The sequence below is a fragment of the Photobacterium sanctipauli genome (genome assembly GCF_003026495.1).
Lineage (GTDB): Bacteria > Pseudomonadota > Gammaproteobacteria > Enterobacterales > Vibrionaceae > Photobacterium > Photobacterium sanctipauli.
In genome coordinates, this window is record NZ_PYMA01000001.1 from 702,754 (window position 1) to 724,878 (window position 22,125).

The 22,125-nt window shown below is 50.0% G+C and carries 19 protein-coding genes; 16 read left to right on the forward strand and 3 right to left on the reverse strand.

Translation table 11 applies throughout. From position 1 onward, the window contains the following. The first annotated feature begins 29 nt into the window (after positions 1-29). Positions 30-1,355: a 6-phospho-alpha-glucosidase gene (locus C9I98_RS03070; protein ID WP_036820940.1), complete on the forward strand. Its 1,326-nt coding sequence runs from the start codon at positions 30-32 to the stop codon at positions 1,353-1,355. A gap of 147 nt (positions 1,356-1,502) precedes the next feature. Here the strand turns inward: C9I98_RS03070 and C9I98_RS03075 are convergent, their stop codons facing one another. Further along, the gene (locus C9I98_RS03075; protein ID WP_036820938.1) at positions 1,503-2,234 is read right to left on the reverse strand and encodes a GntR family transcriptional regulator; all 732 of its coding nucleotides are present in this window, start codon (positions 2,232-2,234) and stop codon (positions 1,503-1,505) included. Positions 2,235-2,515: 281 nt separating this feature from the next. Here C9I98_RS03075 and C9I98_RS03080 point away from each other — a divergent pair, with 281 nt between their 5' ends. The 3 genes from C9I98_RS03080 to tyrS all read left to right on the forward strand — a co-directional run bounded on the left by C9I98_RS03080 (position 2,516) and on the right by tyrS (position 5,485). Beyond that, positions 2,516-3,604, forward strand: a complete 1,089-nt coding sequence (locus C9I98_RS03080; protein WP_036820935.1) for a permease — start codon at positions 2,516-2,518, stop codon at positions 3,602-3,604. Between the two features lie 185 nt (positions 3,605-3,789). Then, complete coding sequence (locus C9I98_RS03085) at positions 3,790-4,227, forward strand: PACE efflux transporter (RefSeq protein ID WP_036820932.1); 438 nt, start codon at positions 3,790-3,792, stop codon at positions 4,225-4,227. Between the two features lie 64 nt (positions 4,228-4,291). Further along, positions 4,292-5,485, forward strand: coding sequence for a tyrosine--tRNA ligase (tyrS, locus tag C9I98_RS03090; RefSeq protein WP_107271559.1), 1,194 nt, complete (start codon positions 4,292-4,294; stop codon positions 5,483-5,485). 65 nt (positions 5,486-5,550) lie between these two features. On the opposite strand, the gene C9I98_RS03095 is transcribed toward tyrS, so the two are convergent. Beyond that, positions 5,551-7,854: a chitinase gene (locus C9I98_RS03095; protein WP_158262654.1), complete on the reverse strand. Its 2,304-nt coding sequence runs from the start codon at positions 7,852-7,854 to the stop codon at positions 5,551-5,553. Positions 7,855-8,287: 433 nt separating this feature from the next. Here C9I98_RS03095 and C9I98_RS03100 point away from each other — a divergent pair, with 433 nt between their 5' ends. The 10 genes from C9I98_RS03100 to C9I98_RS03145 all read left to right on the forward strand — a co-directional run bounded on the left by C9I98_RS03100 (position 8,288) and on the right by C9I98_RS03145 (position 19,534). Further along, positions 8,288-9,049: a helix-turn-helix transcriptional regulator gene (locus C9I98_RS03100; protein WP_051902162.1), complete on the forward strand. Its 762-nt coding sequence runs from the start codon at positions 8,288-8,290 to the stop codon at positions 9,047-9,049. A 153-nt stretch (positions 9,050-9,202) separates the two neighbouring features. Beyond that, positions 9,203-10,390 carry a LuxE/PaaK family acyltransferase gene (locus C9I98_RS03105; RefSeq protein WP_036821831.1) on the forward strand — a complete coding sequence of 396 codons (1,188 nt, stop codon included), beginning with the start codon at positions 9,203-9,205 and terminating at the stop codon, positions 10,388-10,390. Between the two features lie 41 nt (positions 10,391-10,431). Further along, positions 10,432-10,845 carry an iron-sulfur cluster assembly scaffold protein gene (locus C9I98_RS03110; RefSeq protein WP_081878938.1) on the forward strand — a complete coding sequence of 138 codons (414 nt, stop codon included), beginning with the start codon at positions 10,432-10,434 and terminating at the stop codon, positions 10,843-10,845. Further along, positions 10,829-12,028 (forward strand): cysteine desulfurase family protein, encoded by a 1,200-nt coding sequence (locus C9I98_RS03115; RefSeq protein WP_051902160.1) that lies wholly within the window; start codon positions 10,829-10,831, stop codon positions 12,026-12,028. The genes C9I98_RS03110 and C9I98_RS03115 overlap by 17 nt, the downstream gene beginning before the upstream one ends. Further along, positions 12,021-13,751 carry a fatty acyl-AMP ligase gene (locus C9I98_RS03120; protein ID WP_107271561.1) on the forward strand — a complete coding sequence of 577 codons (1,731 nt, stop codon included), beginning with the start codon at positions 12,021-12,023 and terminating at the stop codon, positions 13,749-13,751. Before C9I98_RS03115 ends, C9I98_RS03120 begins: the two co-directional genes overlap by 8 nt. 60 nt (positions 13,752-13,811) lie before the next feature. Further along, positions 13,812-14,093 carry an acyl carrier protein gene (locus C9I98_RS03125; RefSeq protein ID WP_036826468.1) on the forward strand — a complete coding sequence of 94 codons (282 nt, stop codon included), beginning with the start codon at positions 13,812-13,814 and terminating at the stop codon, positions 14,091-14,093. After that, complete coding sequence (locus C9I98_RS03130; RefSeq protein WP_036826471.1) at positions 14,083-15,147, forward strand: flavin-containing monooxygenase; 1,065 nt, start codon at positions 14,083-14,085, stop codon at positions 15,145-15,147. Before C9I98_RS03125 ends, C9I98_RS03130 begins: the two co-directional genes overlap by 11 nt. Next, entirely contained in the window at positions 15,144-17,492 is a 2,349-nt protein-coding gene (locus C9I98_RS03135; RefSeq protein WP_036826474.1) for an efflux RND transporter permease subunit, read from the forward strand. The genes C9I98_RS03130 and C9I98_RS03135 overlap by 4 nt, the downstream gene beginning before the upstream one ends. Positions 17,493-17,522: 30 nt before the next feature. Then, positions 17,523-18,350 carry an outer membrane lipoprotein-sorting protein gene (locus tag C9I98_RS03140; RefSeq protein WP_107271562.1) on the forward strand — a complete coding sequence of 276 codons (828 nt, stop codon included), beginning with the start codon at positions 17,523-17,525 and terminating at the stop codon, positions 18,348-18,350. Further along, positions 18,350-19,534, forward strand: a complete 1,185-nt coding sequence (locus C9I98_RS03145) for a hypothetical protein (RefSeq protein WP_036821269.1) — start codon at positions 18,350-18,352, stop codon at positions 19,532-19,534. Before C9I98_RS03140 ends, C9I98_RS03145 begins: the two co-directional genes overlap by 1 nt. Here the strand turns inward: C9I98_RS03145 and rsgA are convergent. Then, positions 19,531-20,574 (reverse strand): ribosome small subunit-dependent GTPase A, encoded by a 1,044-nt coding sequence (rsgA, locus tag C9I98_RS03150; RefSeq protein WP_036821266.1) that lies wholly within the window; start codon positions 20,572-20,574, stop codon positions 19,531-19,533. The two genes, C9I98_RS03145 and rsgA, sit on opposite strands and share 4 nt — an antisense overlap. Positions 20,575-20,755: 181 nt before the next feature. Between rsgA and C9I98_RS03155 the strand changes: the two genes are divergently transcribed. Together C9I98_RS03155 and C9I98_RS03160 are read left to right on the forward strand one after the other, a co-directional pair. Beyond that, the gene (locus C9I98_RS03155; protein ID WP_158262655.1) at positions 20,756-21,508 is read left to right on the forward strand and encodes a sulfite exporter TauE/SafE family protein; all 753 of its coding nucleotides are present in this window, start codon (positions 20,756-20,758) and stop codon (positions 21,506-21,508) included. A gap of 106 nt (positions 21,509-21,614) precedes the next feature. Next, complete coding sequence (locus tag C9I98_RS03160; protein ID WP_051902493.1) at positions 21,615-22,004, forward strand: DUF6559 family protein; 390 nt, start codon at positions 21,615-21,617, stop codon at positions 22,002-22,004. The last annotated feature ends 121 nt before the right edge of the window (positions 22,005-22,125 follow it).

Consider the following 22,125-nt stretch of genomic DNA (forward strand, 5'->3'; position numbering starts at 1 on the left):
TTAAATTTACCGAGTAAAAGAGACACATTATGACTAAAGCATTCAATATCGTATTGGTTGGTGGTGGTTCTACATGGACACCGGGTCTACTAAAAGCACTGTGCAAGCGTAAAGAGAGCTTCCCACTAAAACGCCTAGTGATGTTTGATGTGAAGGCAGAGCGACAGGAAGTGATTGGTGAATACGCCAAGCTACTATTCCAAGAGGAATACCCAGAGCTTGAGTTTGAATACACCACCGACAAAGACGTGGCTTACAAAGACATGGATTTCGTACTGTGCCAGATGCGTACCGGCGGCTACGAAATGCGTGAAAAAGACGAAAAAATCCCACTATCTATGGGTGTAATTGGTCAGGAAACCTGCGGCCCAGGTGGTTTTGCCTACGGTATGCGCTCTATCGGCGACATGATTGAAATGGTAGAAGATGTGCGTGAGCGCGCACCAGAAGCTTGGATCCTAAACTACACCAACCCGGCAGCTATCGTGGCGGACGCACTGAAGAAGCGCTTCCCGCACGATGACAAGATCCTCAACATCTGTGATCAGCCAGTTAACCTACTTCGCTCATACGGCCGCCTGCTGGATGTAAACCCAGACGACTTCGATCCGGTTTACTTCGGCCTCAACCACTTCGGTTGGTTCACTCACCTGTACAACCAAGAAGGTGAAGATTTGGCACCGAAGCTAAAAGCCTTCATCTCAGAGAACGGCTTTAAGCCAGTCGATGCCGAGCAGCGTGACCAATCTTGGCTAGATACCTACTCTGCAGTGGCTGATATGTTGCGTGATTTCCCGGATTACCTGCCGAACACTTACTTGCAGTACTACCTGTACCCAGAGTACAAGCTGTCTAAGCTTGACCCTGAGTTCACCCGTGCCAACGAAGTCATGAACGGCCGTGAAAAACGTGTATTTGATGAGTGCCGCGAAGCAGTAGCAGCAGGCACCACCCAAAACGCAACCGTGGTTCACAACGATGCCCACGGCGACATGATTGTTGAAGTTGCAGAGTCTATCGTCTTCAACCAACGCCGTAAGTTCGTGGTTATCCTTGAAAACAATGGCCTGGTTGCCAACCTTGATAACGACGTAATGGTAGAGGTAACTGCTGAGCTTGGCATTAACGGCCCGCGCCCGTACGGTGTTGGTAAGATCCCAACATTCTACAAAGGCATGATCGAACAACAATTTGCCTATGAGCGCCTAACTGTAGAAGCATGGTTCGAAGGTTCGTACACCAAAGCACTGCAAGCGCTCACGCTAAACCGCACGATTGTTGATGCCAAGAAAGCACGCAAGGTACTTGATGCGCTTATCGAAGCCAACAAAGATTACTGGCCAGAACTGAAATAAATCCTGTCGGCTGATCCGGTTTAAGCAAGCCTCATCCATGGCGCTTCAAACCACCTAAAGAAAAGCTCTGGCGCAATGCCAGAGCTTTTTGTTTCCGCACAATCCTTTGATTCATCTTACTCTGCGAGATACCCCTAACCCTACCCGCTAGCGATCTGCTTCTAGGGTGAAGGTGTAGTGCTCTTGGTTATAGTAGATATCCGACACCTCAAACGGGGTCTTGTCATCAAGGTAGGCAACCGAGCGGGCAAACAGAACCGGCTCGTCACGGCGTAAGCCTAGCAGCTCGCGCACATCCTGCATTGGCAGTTCAGCCCGGATTTCCTTCTTACTGCCGCCAACGGCATAACCCTTGTCGGCCAGGTAGCCGTACTTTGAGTTATTAAGGTCGTCTTCGGTCAAATCGGAAAAAGGCTCGGCCAGCATAAAGGTGCGCTCAAATACAAACGGGGTATTACCCACCAAGCGCAGTCGCTTCATATGCCAAACTTCATCGCCCTCGCTGATCCCCAATATCTCGGCAATTTCACGCTCTACCGGTTGCTTCGATAGATGGAGCAGTTGGTTGGTGATAGGGCTATTGAGAAAGTCCGCGACTTCGCTCGAAGTCAGGTGCTTGTCCAGCGGCAGGGCAATTTTAAGTTGCTGCTCGCGCTCGCAAACAAACGTGCCCTTGCCGCGAATACGCTCCACCACGCCTTGTCTCACCAGGTAATCGACCGCTTTGCGCGCCGTCATACGCGATACGCCGAATTGCTCGCACATACTCGGCTCCGACGGGATTGAATCACCCGGCTTAAGCATACCGTTATCAATCTGCTCTGTGAGGATTTGTTCTATTTGCAGATAAATGGGCACCGACGAGTGCTTATCAATCATGGTTCTCTCCTTAAAACGATACTCAATCTTACATCGCCATAGTTGTATAGACAACATTAGCCAACTAACAAGCTCTCCTTAAAGCACCTTGCTATCAAGTCACAGCACGTTTCGCGCTATTTTTCTTTCAGATGACGCTCATTTTAAATCCTTAATTATCAATACAATAAAAATAACTTCAAAATTATTTCGATATTTTTGGAAATGACGTATTGACAGACAATCGTCAGGACACTATATTTCGACACATATCGAAACGTTAGAGAAAACGAGGCAAAACGATGAGCCCAGAATTCGTAACCATGTTCAAAGAAGCAGCAGGCATGTTCCTGTTCCTAGCAGCCGAACTCACCGTGCTGTTTTTAGTGATTAGCTACCTTGTTGGCGTATTGCAGGAGTTCCTAACTCCAGAAAAGATCCAGTCGATCCTGAGCTCGCGTAACGGCAAGGGGTATGTGATTGCAGCGCTACTTGGCTCGATCACCCCATTCTGCTCATGCTCGACGATTCCTTTCTTGAAAGGTCTACTGCGAGCCCGAGCCGGCTTCGGCCCAATGATGGTGTTCTTGTTCGCAAGCCCACTGCTTAACCCGGTGATCATCGGCTTGTTTGTGGTGACCTTTGGGATCCAAGTTGCGGCATTCTACTTCATCGTGGCAATGGCAGTATCGGTAATTGCCGGCTACGTGCTGGAGAAACTTGGCTTTGAACGTTATGTCCGCCAAGAGGCATATCAAGTTGCCGATTCAGGTTCGAGCTGCGGTAGCACTTGCGGTGATTCGGCACCGAAGAAAGCAGAAGCGTCATCTTGCGGGGTAAAACCAGCACCAGCGGCATCTTGCTGCGCGGCAACTGAACCTCAGCCTGCGCCAGCTGCCAGTACATGCTGTGACAGCAAAGAAGAAGTGAATGTTAAAATCAGTGGTTGTGGGGAAGCCGTCATGACTGTGAAAGAAGAAAGCCGTTGGGTTCGTATTTGGCGCTCAACTTGGAAAGACTTCAAGCAAGTACTTCCTTACCTAATGCTGGGTATTTTGATTGGCTCTTTCATCTACGGTTTTATCCCGACTGATTTGATTGCCAAGTATGCAGGCGAAGGTATGTGGTATGCCATTCCGGTTGCGGCAGTTATCGGTATTCCACTGTACATCCGAGCTGAAGCCGTTATTCCGCTCAGTGCAGCGTTGGTAAAAAAAGGCATGGCAATGGGTTCGGTAATGGCATTAATCATTGGTAGTGCTGGTGCTAGCCTTACTGAAGTGATTCTTCTGAAGTCTATCTTCAAGAACCAAATGATTGCCGCTTTCCTTGCTGTGATTCTAGGTATGGCAATCAGCGCGGGCTACATGTACACCTACTTGTTTGGCTAAGCCAGAACGTAATGCAACCAACAAAGCGCTGGGATTTATCCCGGCGCTTTTTCTTTTCCGCTCCCTTTTTGGCAGCCATCGCCAGGGGTATCACAAACCGTGATAGCAGCTAACTTTCCCTCTGTTTTTCTGCTGCTATGCTGGCTCGCCTTGAGTTCAACGTTATCAATAAAGGAGCGAATACGATGTCGACTATCGAGCGAGTATTTCACGCCGTATTATTTGAAGTATTGGCCATTTCACTGTCCATTATTGGCTTAACGATCTTCACCCATCATCCGGTTTCGAGCCTATCGGGGACAATGATAGCTGTCGCCACTATCGCGATGATCTGGAACATGATCTTTAATGCCATTTTCGACCGCTTCTTTACCGGTAAACGCGAAGAACGCAGCTTAAAAGCGCGCTGTGTTCAAGTCATCGGTTTTGAAGGTGGGTTATTGCTTTTCACCGTGCCGATAATGGCTTGGCTGCTCAGTGTCGGTCTATGGGAAGCGTTTATTATGGATATTGGCGTCACCTTGTTTATTACCGCCTATGCGTTTGTTTTCAACTATTGCTACGACCATCTGCGTGCCGCCTTGCTCCGCAGGCGCCAACTCGCAACCGTACAAGCCCAATAGCAGCACGATAAACAGCACAACAGTAATTCCCTGCCGAGTCAGTGAAAAAGAAGAGTAAGACATAATGAAAGACGAAAACCTAGCGCGCAGCCTTGCCGTAATTAAACGTGGTGTCGATAACATCACCCCCGAAGCCGCACTGACTGAAAAACTTGGATTAAACCGACCACTGCGGATCAAGTTGGGTGCCGATCCTACCGCGCCAGACATTCACCTTGGCCACACCGTGATCCTAAACAAGCTGCGCCAGTTCCAGGATCTTGGCCACCATGTGATGTTCCTGATTGGCGACTTCACCGGAAAGATTGGCGACCCGTCGGGCAAGAATACCACTCGACCGCCGCTAACCACCGAGCAAGTATTGGCAAACGCCAAAACCTACCAACAGCAGGTGTTTAAGATCCTCGATCCGGCCAAGACCGAGATTGTGTTTAACTCGCATTGGCTATCGCAATTAGGGGCTGAAGGCATGCTCAAGCTTGCCGCCAGCCAGACCGTTGCCCGTATGTTGGAGCGAGAGGATTTCAAAAACCGCTTTGCCAACCAACAGGCCATCGGGATCCATGAATTCATTTACCCGCTGCTGCAAGGCTACGATTCGGTCGAGCTAAAGGCCGACATTGAATTGGGCGGCACCGACCAAACCTTTAACCTGTTGATGGGCCGCGAGCTACAAAAGCAGCACCAAATGTCACCTCAGGTTGTGATCACCATGCCGTTGCTGGTCGGCCTTGATGGCGAGAAGAAAATGTCGAAATCAGCCCATAACTACATCGGCGTGACCGAAGCGCCCGACGAGATGTTTGGTAAGTTAATGTCGATTTCAGACCAACTAATGTGGAACTACTTCGAGCTACTGTCATTCCGCCCGATGGAAGAGGTTGAACAGTTCAAGCAAGACATTGCAGCGGGTCGCAACCCAAAAGAGGTGAAAGTGCTACTGGCAAAAGAGATTGTTGCCCGCTTCCACTCAACACAAGCAGCAGATGCCGCCAGCGAAGCGTTCGACAACCGCTTCAAACACAATGTTGTACCGGACGACATCGCCGAAGTCGAACTGGCACAAGGCATGACTATCAGCCAACTGCTCAAAGAAGCGGGTTTGGTCGCTTCCACGTCTGAGGCACTGAGGATGATCAAGCAAGGGGCTCTAAAGGTGGATGGGACAAAGCTGGAAGATAAAGCATGGGTACCTGAAACGGGGACGGCCGTTTACCAGGTTGGTAAGCGCCGTATTGCCAAAGTAAATATCAGCTAAGGAAATAACGCCCGAGCGGGTGCCCGAGCGTTCTCTATCAACTCAAGGTAAAACCTTAGCGTCTGTTACTTATCAAGGAATTTCAAGAATTCTTTTGAGAACTGCCAAGATTCGGTTTGGAACGGCACGCCGTCTTTCGAGCTTGAACACGTTGGCGAAGCCCAAGCATCGTCACAAGAGTGATCTCGGTTAATTGACCAGAATGACAGGTACTTCAAGTTCTTTTCTTTCGACCAAGACGCGATACGCTCTGCTTGTTCTAGGCTGATCGAGTCAACCGTTAGATCATTTAAGCCCTGCATCGGGATCATACCCAACTTCTGGTAAAGCTCGCTGTCGCTTAGTTCAGGGTAAAGCGGCTGCATCAGCGTTTTCAGGTACTCAACCGTCAAGATTGAAAGCTCTGCCGTATCGGCAACATAGTTATCGTGGTACCACTGACCAAAACTCATGGTCATCGGGTTCACGCTATCGATTTCAATACCGGCTTCCACCGAAGGAACCACCACCTCGTTGAAGCCACGAACAATGTCCGGTGCCGCAGCAAGGGTATAGCTAACCTTCAGTTGTGGGTACTCAGTTTGCAGGCGCTTCAACGCTTCAATCATGCGGGCCATTGCTGGCGCATCATTTTCGCGTCCCATCTCCACATCGAAGTCCAAGTGGTAGACCTGGTAAGTATCAATAACGGCCTTGTATTCGCGGTAAAGCTCATCAACCGTACCACACGCTTGCGATAGGTAACGTCCATTAGCACCGCCAAATGAAATCATTACATCACCGCCGATAGCACGAAGATCGTCGATTTGCTTCTTGCCCCACTGATCGGCAACCGTCATTTCTGGTTGACCACCCCACAACGCTTTACACTCATTCGGGTTCCACTCACTACCCAGGATGAAAGCCAAGGTGAAGTGCTTGTTGCCCGAATTATTGGCCAAGTCCACTAGGCTTTCCATGCCACCGTTGGCCCAATCGGCATTGATGCTGGTGTCTTTATATGGCGCCAGAATATTCGCTTGCTCGCCACCTTGCTTCGCAAAAGCAAGGGTATAGGTCGCGGAATCATTGACAGTGATCGATGTGGTCGTCAGCTCATAGCGGCCATCTTCAGCATCAATTGCCGGTGCTTTTACAGTGTAAACTCCCGGGCGAAGCTGGTCGTACACCTGCGCATCGCCAGTGCTCACTTGGTGTTGGTACATATCACCACCGCTGTGGATCAAGGTAACCGCTACCTCTGCCGACTCGGCCAACCCTTCAAGCGCCATGCGGCTTTCAAAGAAGCCATCGGTATCGATAGCCGTGCTACTTTGGGCAACTAACGGCGACTCAACCTGATCTTTATCAGCCGTGAATGTATGAACAAGTTCGCCATCCATGGTTAGCTGGAACATCACATTATTCAGGGTATAGCTGGCAAGTTCAGCTGAATAACCAATTTGATGAACCAAGTCATCAATTTGCGTTGTTTGACCATACGGCAAGGTATAGAAGCTCTGCTCGCCAGATTGCTGATTGGTCAGTGTCAGCGTGGTTTGCTCTACCAACTCGTCGCTTGGCAACTGCAACTTGAAGCTTGCCGGCAACACGGCTTCGCCATAACCCCAAGTGAAAGAGACATTATCTTGTTCTTCAGTCAGGGATTTCTCTTGCTCAGCCGGATCAGCCGGGTAGCCCCCCACCGGGTTAACATGCAATGTATAAGCACCGTAGAGCAAATCTTCGATGGTTTCGGTTTGCTGCCAATCCATTGATACGGTTTTCTGGTAGCCGTTCGGGCCGCTCAAGGTGACGACCGCTTGCTCATTTGCTACATCGCTTCCCGGTGCCTGCGGAGCATATAAGGTAATGGCCCCTTCCGGTGCATCCACACCATCAAGGTAAACCTTCACGTCACTCAGGATGTCTGGTGTCGCGTTTACGCCCAGGCCAAACTGCAAGGCAATCGAGCCAGCCGTTGCCAACTCACTGTTCACCCAGCTATCGGTGCCAAATGTCGTCGTGATTTGAACTAAGTAGTCACCGTTACCGGTTGCCGTTGAACTTGCCGTAATAGCATCGGGGTAGCTCACACCGGTAAAGTTACCCCATGCAGAAGTCACTTCCTGGGGCGACACAAAGGTCACCACCATTCCATTCAAGTCGATAGGATTGGGCAAGGTGTTGGTGATTTTCACTGATAAGTTAGACCAATGCTCAGAAGCACTATCGACAATCACTTCCGTCTGCACTGGTGCAGGTTGCGGTGCCTGATAGCGGCTCTGTTGAACATCAATCATGGCTGCCGCTAATGCAGAGGGCGCAAACAGCCCACTCGCACAGCCTAACAAGCCATACCTAGCCAAAGTAATTATTTTATTTTTCATTTTGATAACCAAATTTATAGAACAGCCCATGAAAGAAAGTCAGAATTAAGCCATGCTTAACTGCCTACTTTTCCATACATATTGCAGGGCTATTTTTTGTTATCAATAAAGCAATTTCCAAAAGAAAGAATGCTTTTGAGATCGTGCTTCAGCGAATAAGCTCGATTTTTTGATGCTTATTCCATAATTTCACCAGAAGTATAAATCTTAATTTTTATAAATATATCAACCATATACATACCATATGGCATATGTAATTTTTTTATAAATACTTAAATCTATAATTATGCCTTCTTTACTTCAATCTAGAGCAAGCAACTTATTTTGAGAGGTAACTCGAAGACCTCTACCCATATAAAAGCGACTTTAAAAAATGCGTCTAAGATTGTAAGACAATATTCATAAGCAGATGATAAACAAGGCATCAATGGAAATGAGCGCCTCAACACACCTACACCAGAAACCTAAAGTTTGGCTTAAACCCGGCATCTTGCTGGTTTATGGTTCAAGCCTTGATGCAGAAGAGCATAGCCACCACGCTATTCAGATAATATTCCCGAAGAAGAAAGCAGTGTGCCATGCTGAAAACCGCGCTTATAACGGCAATTTGATTATTGGCTCGCAAGTCCTACATCGACTGGCTTTAGAAGAGGGCTGGATCATCTTGATTGAACCCCACAGTAAATTAGGGCAGCGGCTTAACCAATACCTTGACGACCAACCCATACGTGTCTTTTCCTCTATTACTGGACATGATGTTCACCCCGACAACGATGAAAATGCGCCATTACGCTTATTCTCGCCCTACCTCAGCATGCTGAAATACCAAACCAACATCGAGCATGACGAACCGGAAACTATGGACTCGCGTATTGAGCAGCTTATCGCCCAGTTGGATATGTGCTTATCTGGCCAATGCCAAAAACCGAGTTCATGGCGCGCATCGGATGTCGCAGAGCAACTAGGCATGTCAGAAAGCCGCTTCCTTCACCTATTCAAACAGCATATCGGTATCGCCTGGCGCCCATACTTACGTTGGCGTCGCCTAATTTGCGCCGTTTACTCTTTGATGAAAGGTGAAGACGCGACAAGTGCTGCCCATATCGCAGGATTCTCAGACAGTGCCCACCTCAGCCGCACTTTCCGGGAGATGTTTGGGGTCTCTATACGGCAGGTCAAGCAGATGCTTGGGTAAAAAGTACACCCAATAAATGCCTGATGCCTCGCATTTTCCCCCGGTGAGCATCATCGCGCAGCAGGTTTGTTCAATTTTTTAATCCCAAAGCCCACTAAGGTGTCCATGTAAATAAACGTGTAGAACCTCAGTTGGCTAAAGGACTAAAAAACAATGAGCGATTCAATCAACTCACTATGTCAGCAATTTGGGCTCGACCCGCTGAAAGTTGCCCTTTCATCAGTAGGTGAGCTCTATAACCTGCCTGAACAGCAGTTGCTGAATTTCAAGTTTTCTATCATCAAGGATGCGTTTGAATTTCACTACCAGAACAACGCTTTTTATCGCCAATCATGTGATGAAAAAGGCGTCACACCAGATTCAGTAACCCAGGCAGATCACCTGCTCAATATCCCAGTGATGCCTATCCACCTGTTTAAGGCACAGGACAACTATAAACTACTGTCGAAGTCACTGAATGACGTAGAGCTTGAAATGCGCAGTACCGGTACATCTGGCATCCCAAGTGTATCCCGCCGTTGTAAAGATACCGTCGATAATGCCGTGCTTGGTATCTACGCTATGTACCGCGAGTTTTTGCACATATCAAAAGGGGCAGGCTTATACCTTTGTCCATCGACAGAAGAAATCCCAGAAATGGGGATGATAAAAGCCTTAAATATGCTGGCTGGCCTTTTAGACACCCATCGCTTTATGGTGAAAAACGAGCAAATGATCCCCGAAGATGCCCAAGCGCAGCTTGATGAGTGGGCTGGAAAATTCGACCGCCATATCATCGGGCCTCCGTTTCTCATCAATCGGTTTATCCGCTTTTTGAAGGCGACCAACACCAAGTTAAAGCTCGACAAAAACAGCTATGTGGTCACCCTTGGCGGATGGAAACGCTTTAGCGGTGAAATGCTATCCCGTGCTGAATTCAACCAAGAGTGTATTGAATACCTTGGCGTCGAACCAAAGAACATCCGCGATATCTATGCACTGGTAGAGTCCAATGTGGTGGCCATCGATGATGAAAAGGGCGTAAAGCATGTGTCACCCTTCATCCACTTCTCGGTGCGCGATCCGAAGCAGCTCGATAAAGAAGTCCCCTTAGGTACCACTGGCCAACTCGCTATTCTCGACCCGCTATCCCGCTCCACCCCCGGCTTTATCCTGACCGAAGACCTTGTACGTTTATTGCCGAAGGAAGAAGGCGACCACCGTTCAGGCCAACGCATGCAATATGTCATGCGCCTCCCCGAGTCCAAAGAGTTTGGCTGCTGCGCCGTTAATCTCGACAAACGTCTTGATGATCTTGAAGCAGAGCAAACCCAAGCCGAAAGCTGCCCAATTGTAAGCTAGTGAACTATTACTAAACGGAATCGAAACAAGGAAGACTTGGGATGTACAACGACATCATTATCGATAACTTTACCCACCCTCAGTTCAGCGGTGAGCTAGCATCGCCAGATTTCACCTTTATGGTTGGCAACGCTGTTTGTGGTGACCGCATCGAGATCGCGCTAGCAACGGAAAACGGCCTAATTACAGAAGCCAAATTTCAGGCTTGGGGGTGCGCAACATCCGTGGCAACAGCCAATATTTTTTGCAGCAATATCAATGGCAAATCATTCCAGAATGTACAGCAAATAGCCGCAACAGATATTGCACCTATGCTGGGTGAACTAGAGCCCGCCCAACAACACTGCATTGCGATTCTAGAAGCGCTGTTTGAGCAATACCTACAAACAGCCTGCAACCACCAGCAAACTATAAAAACTGAACATGCGGAGGCGCGCCATGTCTCTGCATCCTGACACAAACACGCTCAACAGCTACTTCGATTACAATGCGACTACGCCAATGGCGGGAGAAACCATGGCGGCCATTCAGGCCGCACTGCCACTCTTTGCCAACCCATCAAGCAATACGCTATTGGCCAAAAACACCAAGCATATCGTAAGCACTGCCAGACAAAATATGGCAGCACTATTGGGTGCTAAACCCGAGCAAATCTTTTTCACCTCGGGCGGCTCTGAATCCAATAACTGGGCAATAAAAGGGGTGTTATACCCACAGCTGCCAAAGCCCGGCCATATAATCACTACGGCAATAGAGCACCCTTCGGTGCTCTCTACCCTCGGCTATTTCGAACAAGAGCACGGTTTTTCTGTCACTTATTTAAAGCCCGACCATTCTGGCGCTATCTCTACCTCCCAAGTCGAGAATGCTATCAAGCCAAACACCCAGCTGATAAGCATCATGACGGCAAACAACGAAACGGGCCGTTTGCAGCCAATAGAATCGATAGCCAAGCTGGCGCAACAACGGGCAATCCCTTTTCATGTCGATGCTGTGCAGCAAGTGGGAAAAACACCATTTAGTTGCACCGAACTGGGTGTCGACTTTGCTTCTGTGTCTGCCCACAAGTTCTATGGCCCCAAAGGGATCGGTTGCCTCTATATCAAGGAGCCTCACAACCTTAACCCACTTATCCATGGTGGTGGTCAAGAAGATGGCATGCGCTCAGGTACCGAAAACCTACTCGCATTATCAGGCCTTGCCGCCGCGGCCGAGCAAGCCTCAATTCACATTGAGCAATGGCATGGTAAAGCATGGCAGCAAAAACAGTTACTGATGCAGCTGCTTGATCAATCATGGCTACCCGTTTCATTCAATGGCGCGTTATCTAACCAGGACGCACTAACCAATTGCCTTAATGCATCCATCAATGGGCTCAGGGGCGAAGCACTGGCACTCAGGTTGGAGCTCAACCACGGCATTCAGGTGTCAATCGGCTCGGCTTGCAGCAACAACAAACAAAAGCAGCTCTCCCATGTACTTAGCGCGATGCAGATCAGCGAGCAAACAATCCAAAGTGCAATTCGTATCAGCTTCGGCCAATTCACCACAGAGCAAGATATTCGTTATCTGGTGGCAGCGCTGGAAGCTGAAGCCAGTGCGTTGCTTGGCATTGGAGGAAAAATAGCAAATGGCTAACAACTGCTTTTCAACGCCTTACAAGCCAGAGTCATCAACAGGCTTATACCTGGCCCAGGTTCTTTCCCATGCTGAAAAACACCCTGAAAAACTGGCCTGTGTATTCCAACCTCGCGGACCAGAAACCGCCGAGACACTAAGCTACGGTGAACTTAACAAGCAAGTGGTTACCCGGGCAAAGCTTTTAGTTGAAAGCGGGTTATCGGGCCAACACGTTGGTCTGTTATTTCCAACCGGTATCGAGTTTGTGGTTGATTTCCTTGCCTGCCTTGCCGCGGGAGCGTATGCGGTTCCCATGAACTTAACCAAGAACGCCAAGCAACTGGAGCGTACCCTGACTATTTTGCGCGATACGGGCGTAAAAACGATACTCACAACACAAGAGACACAGGTACTGCTGCATGCTGAGTTACGGGACATTCAAGCCCTATCCGGCTTTCGTTGGCTTGATGAGCGCCACGCGGCAACACAGAACCGCACTCTGCCCAGCATCCAACTCGATGACACCGCTTTTATCCAATATACCTCCGGCTCCACCAGTGCCCCCAAGGGGGTCATTGTCACCCACCGCAATATCATTGATAACCAGCTGGCGATCCAGAAAGCGTGTGATCACCAACCAGGGTTGATTGCGGGCGGCTGGCTGCCGCAATTTCACGACATGGGCCTTATTGGCCACATGTTGCAGCCGCTGTTTTTAGGCGGCACATACGTGTTCATGCCACCGCTCAACTTTATCCAGCGCCCTCTACGTTGGCTGCAGCTCATCGACCAATACCGTATCCACAGCTCGGCGGCCCCCAACTTTGGCTATGAGCACTGCATGAAAATGATCAGGGACGACAAGCAAATTCAACAATTGGATTTAAGTTGCTGGAAAGTGGCTCTCAATGGTTCAGAACCGGTCAAAGCCTCAACCATGCACACCTTTGCCGAGCGTTTTGCTTGCGCTGGCTTTGAGCATGGCTCGTTTTTCCCCTGCTACGGTATGGCGGAAACCACCCTGTTTGTCAGTGGCGGTCCCAAGTCGACGGGGATACGAAGCCTAAAGCTCAACCGCAACGCACTCGCGCAGGGAAAAATCACCACTGCCGATAATGAGCCAGACGCATTGCCCTTGACCATCGTCAACTGTGGCGAGCTCAGCCCACATTTTGCCTGTGCCATTGTTGACCCTATTACAGGCTCACGCTGCCAAGACAGCACCGTTGGTGAAATCTGGCTTAAAGGACGCTCAGTTGCCAAGGGTTACCTCAACCAACCTGACATCAGCCAAGAAGTCTTCGCAGCCAAAATCGCTGGTGAACACGATGGGCAGTATCTGCGTACCGGTGATCTTGGTTTTGTCCACGGTGGCTGCCTGTTTGTTACCGGCAGGCACAAAGAGCTAATGATAGTGCGCGGTAAGAATATCTACCCCTATGACCTTGAGCAGATCTGCAATAGCTATGAGCACGCAACAGGCGGAAACGGGGCCTCTGTCTTTACCGTTTCCGACGGAGATAAAACCGCCATTGCCGCCGTGGTTGAAATCAAAAAGCGCTCGCTGCGCGATCAATGCCATGACGTGATGAACCAGGATCTTAAACACGCGCTCAGCTCCGAAGCAGGGATCACCCTCGATCACCTGTTGCTCGTTCCCCCGGGCAGCCTTCCCAAAACAACCAGCGGCAAAGTAAGGCGAGGCGAATGCCACCGGCTTCTGAACTTAGACCAAGCCTAACGAAGCGAAAGTAAATTCGCCAAGCAGGAAAAAGTAAATTCGCCAAGCAGGAAAAAGTAAATGAAAGGACTCAACATGAACCACATAGACAAAAACGCGATGCTCGATGACATATGCGCCTTTCTTGAAAGCGAAGTCGAAGACTTTTGCCGAAACAGCCACCTCGACACCTCATTTTCCCGTCTAGGACTGGATTCAATGGGGCACGTCCAGCTCAGCAGCATTGTTGAAAAGCATACTGGCCAAGAGATAGACCCAACCTTGGCGTTTGATTACCCAACGATTAACTCGATGCTGGAGCACCTTCAAGCCCAACTGAAGGAGAACGCAGATGCAATATGATTCAGTCATTATCGGCGCCGGCCAAAGCGGCCTATATGCAGCCAAAGCCCTTGCAGAACGCAATAAACATTATGTCGTGCTTGAGCGCAACCAAATCGGTCAGCAATGGCAACAACGCCTAAATGGCATGAGGCTATTCACCTCCCGCCAGTTTTGCGCATTGCCCGGGCTTCATTTTCCTGGCGACCCGCAAGGTTTCCCGCTTACCACCGAAGTGGCCGAGTATCTCAAACTATACGCGAAGACCTTCTCGCTCAACGTCAAAACCAATACGCAAGTGCTCTCAGTTACTCGCGAAGGCAGCCTCTATGTCATCAAAACCAACAACACCGACCGCATAGAAGCCAAAACCATCATCAATGCAACTGGCTCAAACCAGTTGCCGCAAATACCGACGATAAGCCACCAGTTATCCCGTGCTGTCATCCAGTTGCCAGCCGATATACCCAATTTGGACGCCATCAAAAATGGCCATCGGGTCGCTGTCATCGGTGACGGAGCCAGCGGCCGCCAGATTGCAGCGCAACTGGCTTCACGTTGCGAGGTAAGCTTGGCTTGCGGCCAGCGCCGAGGGATGCCACCCAACAAGGTATTTGGCAAAGATATCTTCTGGTGGCTTTCCAAACTTGGCATCCTATCGGCTGGCAATGGCACGATCGTCAGCAAAATCCTCAAGAAGCGAAACCCAGTACCGCTGGGCGAGTTCACCAACCCAAAGCTGGCAAAGCAAGGTGTCACAATTTTTGAGCGGCTAGTAAGTTGTAATGGTGACACCCTGTTATTTGTCGATGGCCGCCAAGCCGCCATTGATGTCGTGATTTGGGCAACGGGCTACCAAGACGACACCCGCTGGTTGAAGGTTGAGCACTGCATTGACCAACAGGGCTTTGTTCAAGACAACGGGCTCACCCCCGCCTCGGGGCTATTTGTGGTAGGGCGAAAATGGCTGAGCTGCCGTGCTTCCGAGCTTATCATGGGGGTAGAGCGCGACGTCGACCATGTAATGACATTGGTTGATAACCACCTTGGCAACAAGCACAAGGTGGATGTATGAGCAAAACGTTTATCGACAAGCTCCTCGACAAGTCATGGTCTCGCCCATTGCTGTTCATCAGTCTGGTATTGGCCGCAATCGCCGGGGTGGGGCTTAGCAAGCTGGGGCTGGCAACCGACTACAAAATATTCTTCGATGATGATAGCCGTGACCTCGCGGTATTAGAGCAAATGGAAGCGGAATACACCGCATCTGACAATGTTTTCATCATGGTGAAAGCACCAGAGGATATCTACACCCCAACATCGCTATCATTGCTGCATGGTCTGACCGAAACACTCTGGACCCTTCCCCATGTTTCGCGCGTCAACTCGTTAACTAACTACCCGTATAGCAGTGCCATTGAAGATGACATCGTTATCGACAATTTCATTTATGAGCCAACGCAAATTACCCCTGAGTTTGCCCGTTGGATTGCCCAAATAGCGCCTAAAGAGAAAAATTTGTTCGGCTCCCTGATCAACGATGATCCAAGCTATGCCGGTATCAATATCACGGTACAGCTGCCGGGTTTATCACCTCAGGAGGAAATCCTCGCTGTCAGTAATACCGTGGACACTCTCTTGGAGAGTTGGCGTGCCGACTACCCGGACTATCGCTTTTACGCAACCGGTGTGGTTGCCATGAATAGCGCATTTATCAAGGCGGCAAAAAAGGATTTCATCACGCTTATTCCATTGATGATAGTGGTGATCTTGGTGATGTCCGCGATCATTCTCGGCTCGTTCAAAGCATCGCTATCCATTCTGGTGCTAATGCTACTGACCTTTGCCGGCGCATTGGGTAGTGCGGGCTGGCTGGGTATTCAATTATCCGCCCCTTCCATTTCGGCACCAATTATTATGTTCACCGTGATTGTTGCCTCCACCATCCATATCATCAATGCGGTCAAGCGCGGTCTCATACAGGGCTTGGCTCAACACCAAGCGGTTACCACCGCCTACCAACAGCATGGCCGTCCAATATTGGTTAGCCACCTCACCACCATTGCCGGATTTTTAGCAATGAACGTCAGTGACTCCCCCCCCTTTCGTGACCTTGGCAATATCGTGGCGCTAGGAGTTGCTTTCTCACTACTGCTTTGTTTCTTTGTCCTGCCTACCTTACTGCTAACGCTCAGGTTCAATAAACACTCAGGCAAAGTGGCAGGGGTCATGGCCCGTGTCACGGCTTTAGCCAAGTGGGTTATTCTCTACCAAGCGAGGATCCGGCGCTGGATGGTGCCCGCCGCAATACTATTTGCGGCAACAGGTTTACTTAACCAACCCAATGACGACTTGGTAAAGTACTTCAGCAAAGACGTGCCATTTAGAACCGAGACCGAAACCATCGACCGTCAGTTCTCTGCCATCTATAACATCGGCTATGCCTTCGACAGCGGCAAAGACAATGGTGTGTTCGAGCCTCGCTTCCTTCGCTTTATCGAACAATTTACCGCCTGGCTAAGCCAGCAGCCGGAGGTGACGGTCACCGACAGCCCGCTATTTCGCATCAAGGATCTCAACCAGCTGCTCAACGGCGACCTCCCCGAGTATTACGCCATTCCCGCAACAGCAGAACTTGCCGCCCAATATTTTCTGCTGTACGAAATGTCGCTGCCCTTCGGCCAAGACATCACCCATCAACTGACCTTCAATAAATCGGCCTTGAAACTGACTGCGCGGCTGACCAATATGAGTTCGGTAGAAGTGATTAATTTCGAGCAGCGGGCTGCAGAATGGTTGGATATCCATGCTCCGGCGTTTGTTCACTACCAGTATTCAAGCCCTGCTTTAATATTTGCCCATATCGGCCAAAGCAATGTGATCAGCCTGCTTGAAGGGGCTTTCATCGCCTTTATCGTGATCACCCTGACGATGACCAGCCTATTCAGATCGGCCTACATCGGCGCCCTAACACTCCTCCCCAACTTGCTTCCTATCGGGGCCGCATTTGGCTGCTGGTATTGGCTCAACGGGCAAATTTCAATGGGGCTGGCAGGAGTGACCGCAATGGCCATCGGCATCATTGTCGACGACACCGTTCACTTTCTTCACCAATACATCAACGGCCTAAAGCGCGGCCTAACCCCAGAGCAAAGCATTACTCACACCTTTGAAACCACCATGAGCGCTATCGTCATCAGCTCCTTGCTACTGGTCATAGGCTTCTTGCTGCTTGCCAGTTCCTCGTTCGAGAAAAATGCCCAAATGGGCCTGCTCACTGGGCTGACTATCTTATTGGCCTTGATCTTCGATTTGCTGGTACTACCCGCCATCGTGCTGAAGTACCTACGCCAATTGCCAATGAAAAAACGCATCAGCAAGACCGAAACCACCCGTTCAATCACACACAGCAATACCTGACACACAACAATACCTGAAAAAGGGGGACATATGATATTCACTAGCAAACCCAGCCACCTGTTAATTTCAGCCGCCTTGTTCGCCTTGCTGCCATCACCATGGGCTTTGGCCGATGCTGCTGGCAAAGGCAGGGCCATCGCGACCGAAATAGAAATGCGGGATCGGGGCTTTCTTGATAGCTCGGCCGAAGTAGAGATGATCCTCACCAATAACACCGGCAACGAAACATTGCGCAAGCTCGCCTTCAAAAGGTTGGAAAATCAAGATGGTGGCGACAAATCACTAATAAGCTTTAACTTTCCTGCAGATATCAAGGGAACAGCGTTACTGACTCACCCCCAGCCAAACGCCTCAGATGAGCAATGGCTTTATCTGCCAAGCCTCAACCGGGTCAAGCGAATTTCATCGCGGAACAAATCCGGCGCGTTTGTTGGCAGCGAGTTTTCTTTCGAGGACATGACCGACAAAGTTGTCGATGATTTCACCTACCAATACATCGACACAGCCCCGTGCCTGGAAGCTAATAACACACTGGGTAACGAGGCCATTTGCGATATCGTCGATCGCTTCCCGGTCGATAAGCAATCCGGCTATACCAAGCAACGGGTATGGGTTGACCAAGCCCACCGCCGGATCGTTCGCATCGATTTTTACGACCGCAAACAAGCACACCTAAAAACCATGCTCGCCAAAGCGTTCACACTATTCGACAACCAATACTGGCGACCAATGAACGTGGAGATGACCAACTGGCTAACCCAGCGCAAAACCCGACTGGTGTATTCCAGCATCGCATTTAAACAAGGCTTATCCGACAATGAGCTGAACCGGCGCGCACTGCAGCGGGGAGGCCGTTAATGACATCCCCTCGGCTCTGGCTACTGCCCTGCTGGTTCTTTATCGCTTCATCCTATGCCGCTATCGATAATAGCCGGTATGATCTGTCTGTGAATGGCCTTTGGTTTGCTGAGCAGAAAATTCTCGGCCCCACCCCCAGCTATCGCCACGAAGAGCGCCTATACCAAACCTCCTATGGCGTTCAAGGGCAAGCAGAATGGCAAGGCAGCTTAGCCAACTTGCCGTGGCGGGTTGCCATCTTCGGTAACTGGGACGAGCAAGATCCGGAGCGAAGGTACTGGGACATCAGGGAAGCCCATGCCACTAAGATCTGGCAGGATTTTGAACTGACAGCGGGGATCAGCCGGGTATTTTGGGGCGTGTCTGAATCCATCAATGTCGTCAATGTGATTAACCAAGCCGATCTCACTGAAAGTTTCGATGGCAAAGTAAAACTCGGCCAGCCAATGATTTCTCTGTTTTACGCTGCGAGCGAGGCCGATATCACCCTAATCTACATGCCAGTGTTCAGGGAGCGCCTATATCCACTCCGCCCCAATACCGGGATGAAACTGGCTGATAACGCCGTGTTTGAAGATGGCAAAGAAGATGGCGGATGGGCAACTCGGGCAAAGTTCTATACCGATAACGGGGAATGGGCGATAGGTGCTTTCACGGGTACCCGGCGTGTACCAATACTTCGTCCATCCCCAAGCTCCGGTCGCCTGATGCCCTATTACATTCAGACCCACAATTTACTCTTTGACGGGCTCTATTTGGGTGAAGTGCTCACGCCGAAGATCGAAGTAAAAGCCGGCCGTGAGCTTGATGACAACTTCGTCGCTATTAATGCTGGCGTCGAATACCGTACCTATCCCAATATTAGCAACCTCAACGAGGTCACCTTGATTGGCGAATACCTTTATGACAGCCGAAAAGAGACCGTGGAAAACCACGGCCAAAACGATGTATTCATTGGCATGCGGGCAGAGATCGGCACAGATAGCGACATGAAGCTGCTCTTTAGCCATGATTTAAGCTATGCCAGCCAATATCTAGAGCTTAGTCTGCAGTATCGAATAAACGACTATGTCAGGCTAATGGGCAAAGCCACCAGCATCATGAACGCTTCACCCGACGACATGTCGCTCTACCCATACAAAGATGAAGACTTTGTTAGAGCCAGCTTACATGTCGCTTTTTAATACCCTTTCTTGCGGTGGCGAGATTGGCTTTGCACATTGTGGATCATCTTGCCGAACGCTTTATCTTTGGCACGCTTCTCGGCAAGAGTTGCACTATTCAACGCTTGTTCGCGCATCAGCTTTTGATAGCTCACCAGGCGCCTTGGCGCGAGGGTACCGTCGGCAATGGCTTGTTGCACCACGCATCCCGGTTCGCTCTCGTGGCTACAATCACCAAAGCGGCATTGTTGTGCCAGCTCTGTGATTTCACTGAAGGTATCACTCACCCCTTGCTCGCAATCGCTTAGCTGCAATTCGCGCATGCCCGGGGTATCCATCAGCAATCCACCTTGTGGCAACCACTTCAGAGCACGGGAAGTCGTCGTATGTCGTCCCTTGCTATCGTCTTCTCGAATCGCCGCCGTTGACTGGACTTCTGCGCCCATCAACCCATTGACCAAGGTCGACTTGCCAACACCGGATGATCCCAGCAAGGCCAAGGTTTTACCCTGAGTGCAATAGCCAGCAAGCTCTTGCAAGTACTCGGGATCTAACCCATTGATTGCATGCACCATCAGCAGCGGATCCAACGCCTGTACTTGCTGGCGCTTATCTTCCACATCCTCGCATTGGTCTGCCTTGGTCAGCACAATAATCGGTTCCACTTCCGCTTCTTTTGCTAGTGCCAAATAACGCTCGATACGGCTTAGGTTAAAGTCGTTATTCAACGAACACACCACCAGCAAACTATCGATATTGGCAGCAATTAACTGGGTATCCACTTTGGTGCCCGGCGCTTTGCGTTTGAACAGAGACTGGCGTTCCAAGCAGCGATGTAGCTTAAGGTTATCGTCAAACAGTACCCAATCCCCGACACAAACACGCTCGCCATTGGGCGATTGGGTTAGGCTCTGCTGGCCTTGCTCGCCCATTACCACCACACCGCTTCGATGCTGTTCAACCACGCGACCAACCTGGTACTCGCCTAGCTCATCGAGGGTCAACTGCTGCTGAAAAAAAGGACGCCAACCTAGCTGAGGTAGTGACGGTATTGAATTCATAATAAATATACTCAAATAATTTCAGGCTTATCAAACATGCTAACAACCTCTGGTTAGCATAGTGGAAGTTTACCCCGGCCAACCCCGTAAAGATTGAAGAAATCCGACAGTTTTTAGCAAATAATCGCGTTACACTAAGCACTTATCAGGATAATACGAGCACAGGTAAATGATGGAGTTGATGGCACTAATAATACCAGATGCACTGAGCACCTCTCAGTTCAGCATCTTAATTATTTGTAGTTTCATGACTTCAGCCATTACCTCTGTCATGGGCGTGGGCGGTGGCGCGCTGCTGATTGCAGTCATGGCCAGCATCATACCAGCCAGCGCCATCATTCCGGTTCATGCCGTGGTGCAGCTCAGTTCGAACAGCAGCCGCTGTTGGTTGTTACGCCAGCACGTGAGGCGCGCTATTATTTTGTGGTTCGTGGTCGGCAGTGTTTTAGGCGCCGCCCTCGGCGGCCATCTGGTGCTCAACCTCCCCGCAGAAGCGATCACCTTGATCCTCGGCTGCTTCATTCTGTCGAGCTGCTGGCTCCCGATCACCCGCGGCTTAGGTGGCAAGAAAAGTATCGCCGCCCTTGGTAGCATCACCACTTTTCTGACCATGTTCATCGGCGCAACGGGCCCGTTTGTTATTGCCAGCTTGAAGCATATGATCACCGAGCGTAAAGAGTTGGTCAGTACTACCGCCGCCCTTATGACCATCCAGCATTCAATCAAAGCGTTAGTATTCGGCCTGTTTGGTTTTGCCTTTATGGAGTGGATTGGTGTAATTGGCCTTATGATAGCAACAGGTTTTTTGGGCACTCTGGCAGGCCAATACCTCCTCGACCGCTTCCCCAACCATCAATACCACAAAGCGCTTAAAATCCTGCTGAGCCTGATTGCCCTTCGCTTAATTTGGTCATCGTTAATGGTATTGATATAGCCCCGTTGGGTGATCCCCCCTACAGCTGAATGCTTCCCCTTCAAGCAGCGCTTTGGCATACTGAGCCTGCATCTTGAAGTAGCTTGGGTAAAAATAGGAGATTCATATGATGCTATTTTCCAAACTTCGTCGAAAGCGTGCGCTAAGGGCTTACATCAGCAAACTGGCTCCGGTTTTGGTGGCCGACTATGGCCCGCAAGAGTCCTTTTCCCTCGGCCAGATAGAGCAAGCCGCTAAGAAGACCAAGGTCTCAAAACACTTCTTCCGCTATGCCATTGCCTTGTACCTTGAACAAGCTACAGAGCAAACCCAACAACGCTACCAGCTCGACCAAACAGAATTAAACGCATTAAGGCAAACCCTTTCTACGCTGATCTTTGGCGGCGAGCCATACCAAGTCAAAGACATCCTCGCATTAACCACGTCATCAGGCTGGAAGGGCGGGAGCAATCGCGACAACCTATCCAACTACTACGGTCAAAACAGCCGCTACTGAGCACTAGTGTGCTTGCGCAAGAAAACAATGCCCAAGCCATTCATCAACCCTATTTGTCATGCAGCATCTATATCAGCCAATAATCCTTAGCTGTAGAAGCAATATTGTGAGCCAACCACCG

Bases quoted from the DNA above. Each gene is read 5' to 3' on its own strand.
- C9I98_RS03105 (WP_036821831.1), top strand. From the start codon at position 9,203: ATGAGCGATTCAATCAACTCACTATGTCAGCAATTTGGGCTCGACCCG.
- C9I98_RS03115 (WP_051902160.1), top strand. From the start codon at position 10,829: ATGTCTCTGCATCCTGACACAAACACGCTCAACAGCTACTTCGATTAC.
- C9I98_RS03125 (WP_036826468.1), top strand. From the start codon at position 13,812: ATGAAAGGACTCAACATGAACCACATAGACAAAAACGCGATGCTCGAT.
- C9I98_RS03160 (WP_051902493.1), top strand. From the start codon at position 21,615: ATGATGCTATTTTCCAAACTTCGTCGAAAGCGTGCGCTAAGGGCTTAC.
- C9I98_RS03140 (WP_107271562.1), top strand. From the start codon at position 17,523: ATGATATTCACTAGCAAACCCAGCCACCTGTTAATTTCAGCCGCCTTG.
- C9I98_RS03070 (WP_036820940.1), top strand. From the start codon at position 30: ATGACTAAAGCATTCAATATCGTATTGGTTGGTGGTGGTTCTACATGG.
- C9I98_RS03100 (WP_051902162.1), top strand. From the start codon at position 8,288: ATGAGCGCCTCAACACACCTACACCAGAAACCTAAAGTTTGGCTTAAA.
- C9I98_RS03085 (WP_036820932.1), top strand. From the start codon at position 3,790: ATGTCGACTATCGAGCGAGTATTTCACGCCGTATTATTTGAAGTATTG.
- C9I98_RS03110 (WP_081878938.1), top strand. From the start codon at position 10,432: ATGTACAACGACATCATTATCGATAACTTTACCCACCCTCAGTTCAGC.
- C9I98_RS03130 (WP_036826471.1), top strand. From the start codon at position 14,083: ATGCAATATGATTCAGTCATTATCGGCGCCGGCCAAAGCGGCCTATAT.
- C9I98_RS03145 (WP_036821269.1), top strand. From the start codon at position 18,350: ATGACATCCCCTCGGCTCTGGCTACTGCCCTGCTGGTTCTTTATCGCT.
- tyrS (WP_107271559.1), top strand. From the start codon at position 4,292: ATGAAAGACGAAAACCTAGCGCGCAGCCTTGCCGTAATTAAACGTGGT.
- C9I98_RS03155 (WP_158262655.1), top strand. From the start codon at position 20,756: ATGGCACTAATAATACCAGATGCACTGAGCACCTCTCAGTTCAGCATC.
- C9I98_RS03080 (WP_036820935.1), top strand. From the start codon at position 2,516: ATGAGCCCAGAATTCGTAACCATGTTCAAAGAAGCAGCAGGCATGTTC.
- C9I98_RS03120 (WP_107271561.1), top strand. From the start codon at position 12,021: ATGGCTAACAACTGCTTTTCAACGCCTTACAAGCCAGAGTCATCAACA.
- C9I98_RS03135 (WP_036826474.1), top strand. From the start codon at position 15,144: ATGAGCAAAACGTTTATCGACAAGCTCCTCGACAAGTCATGGTCTCGC.
- rsgA (WP_036821266.1), bottom strand. From the start codon at position 20,574: ATGAATTCAATACCGTCACTACCTCAGCTAGGTTGGCGTCCTTTTTTT.
- C9I98_RS03075 (WP_036820938.1), bottom strand. From the start codon at position 2,234: ATGATTGATAAGCACTCGTCGGTGCCCATTTATCTGCAAATAGAACAA.
- C9I98_RS03095 (WP_158262654.1), bottom strand. From the start codon at position 7,854: ATGAAAAATAAAATAATTACTTTGGCTAGGTATGGCTTGTTAGGCTGT.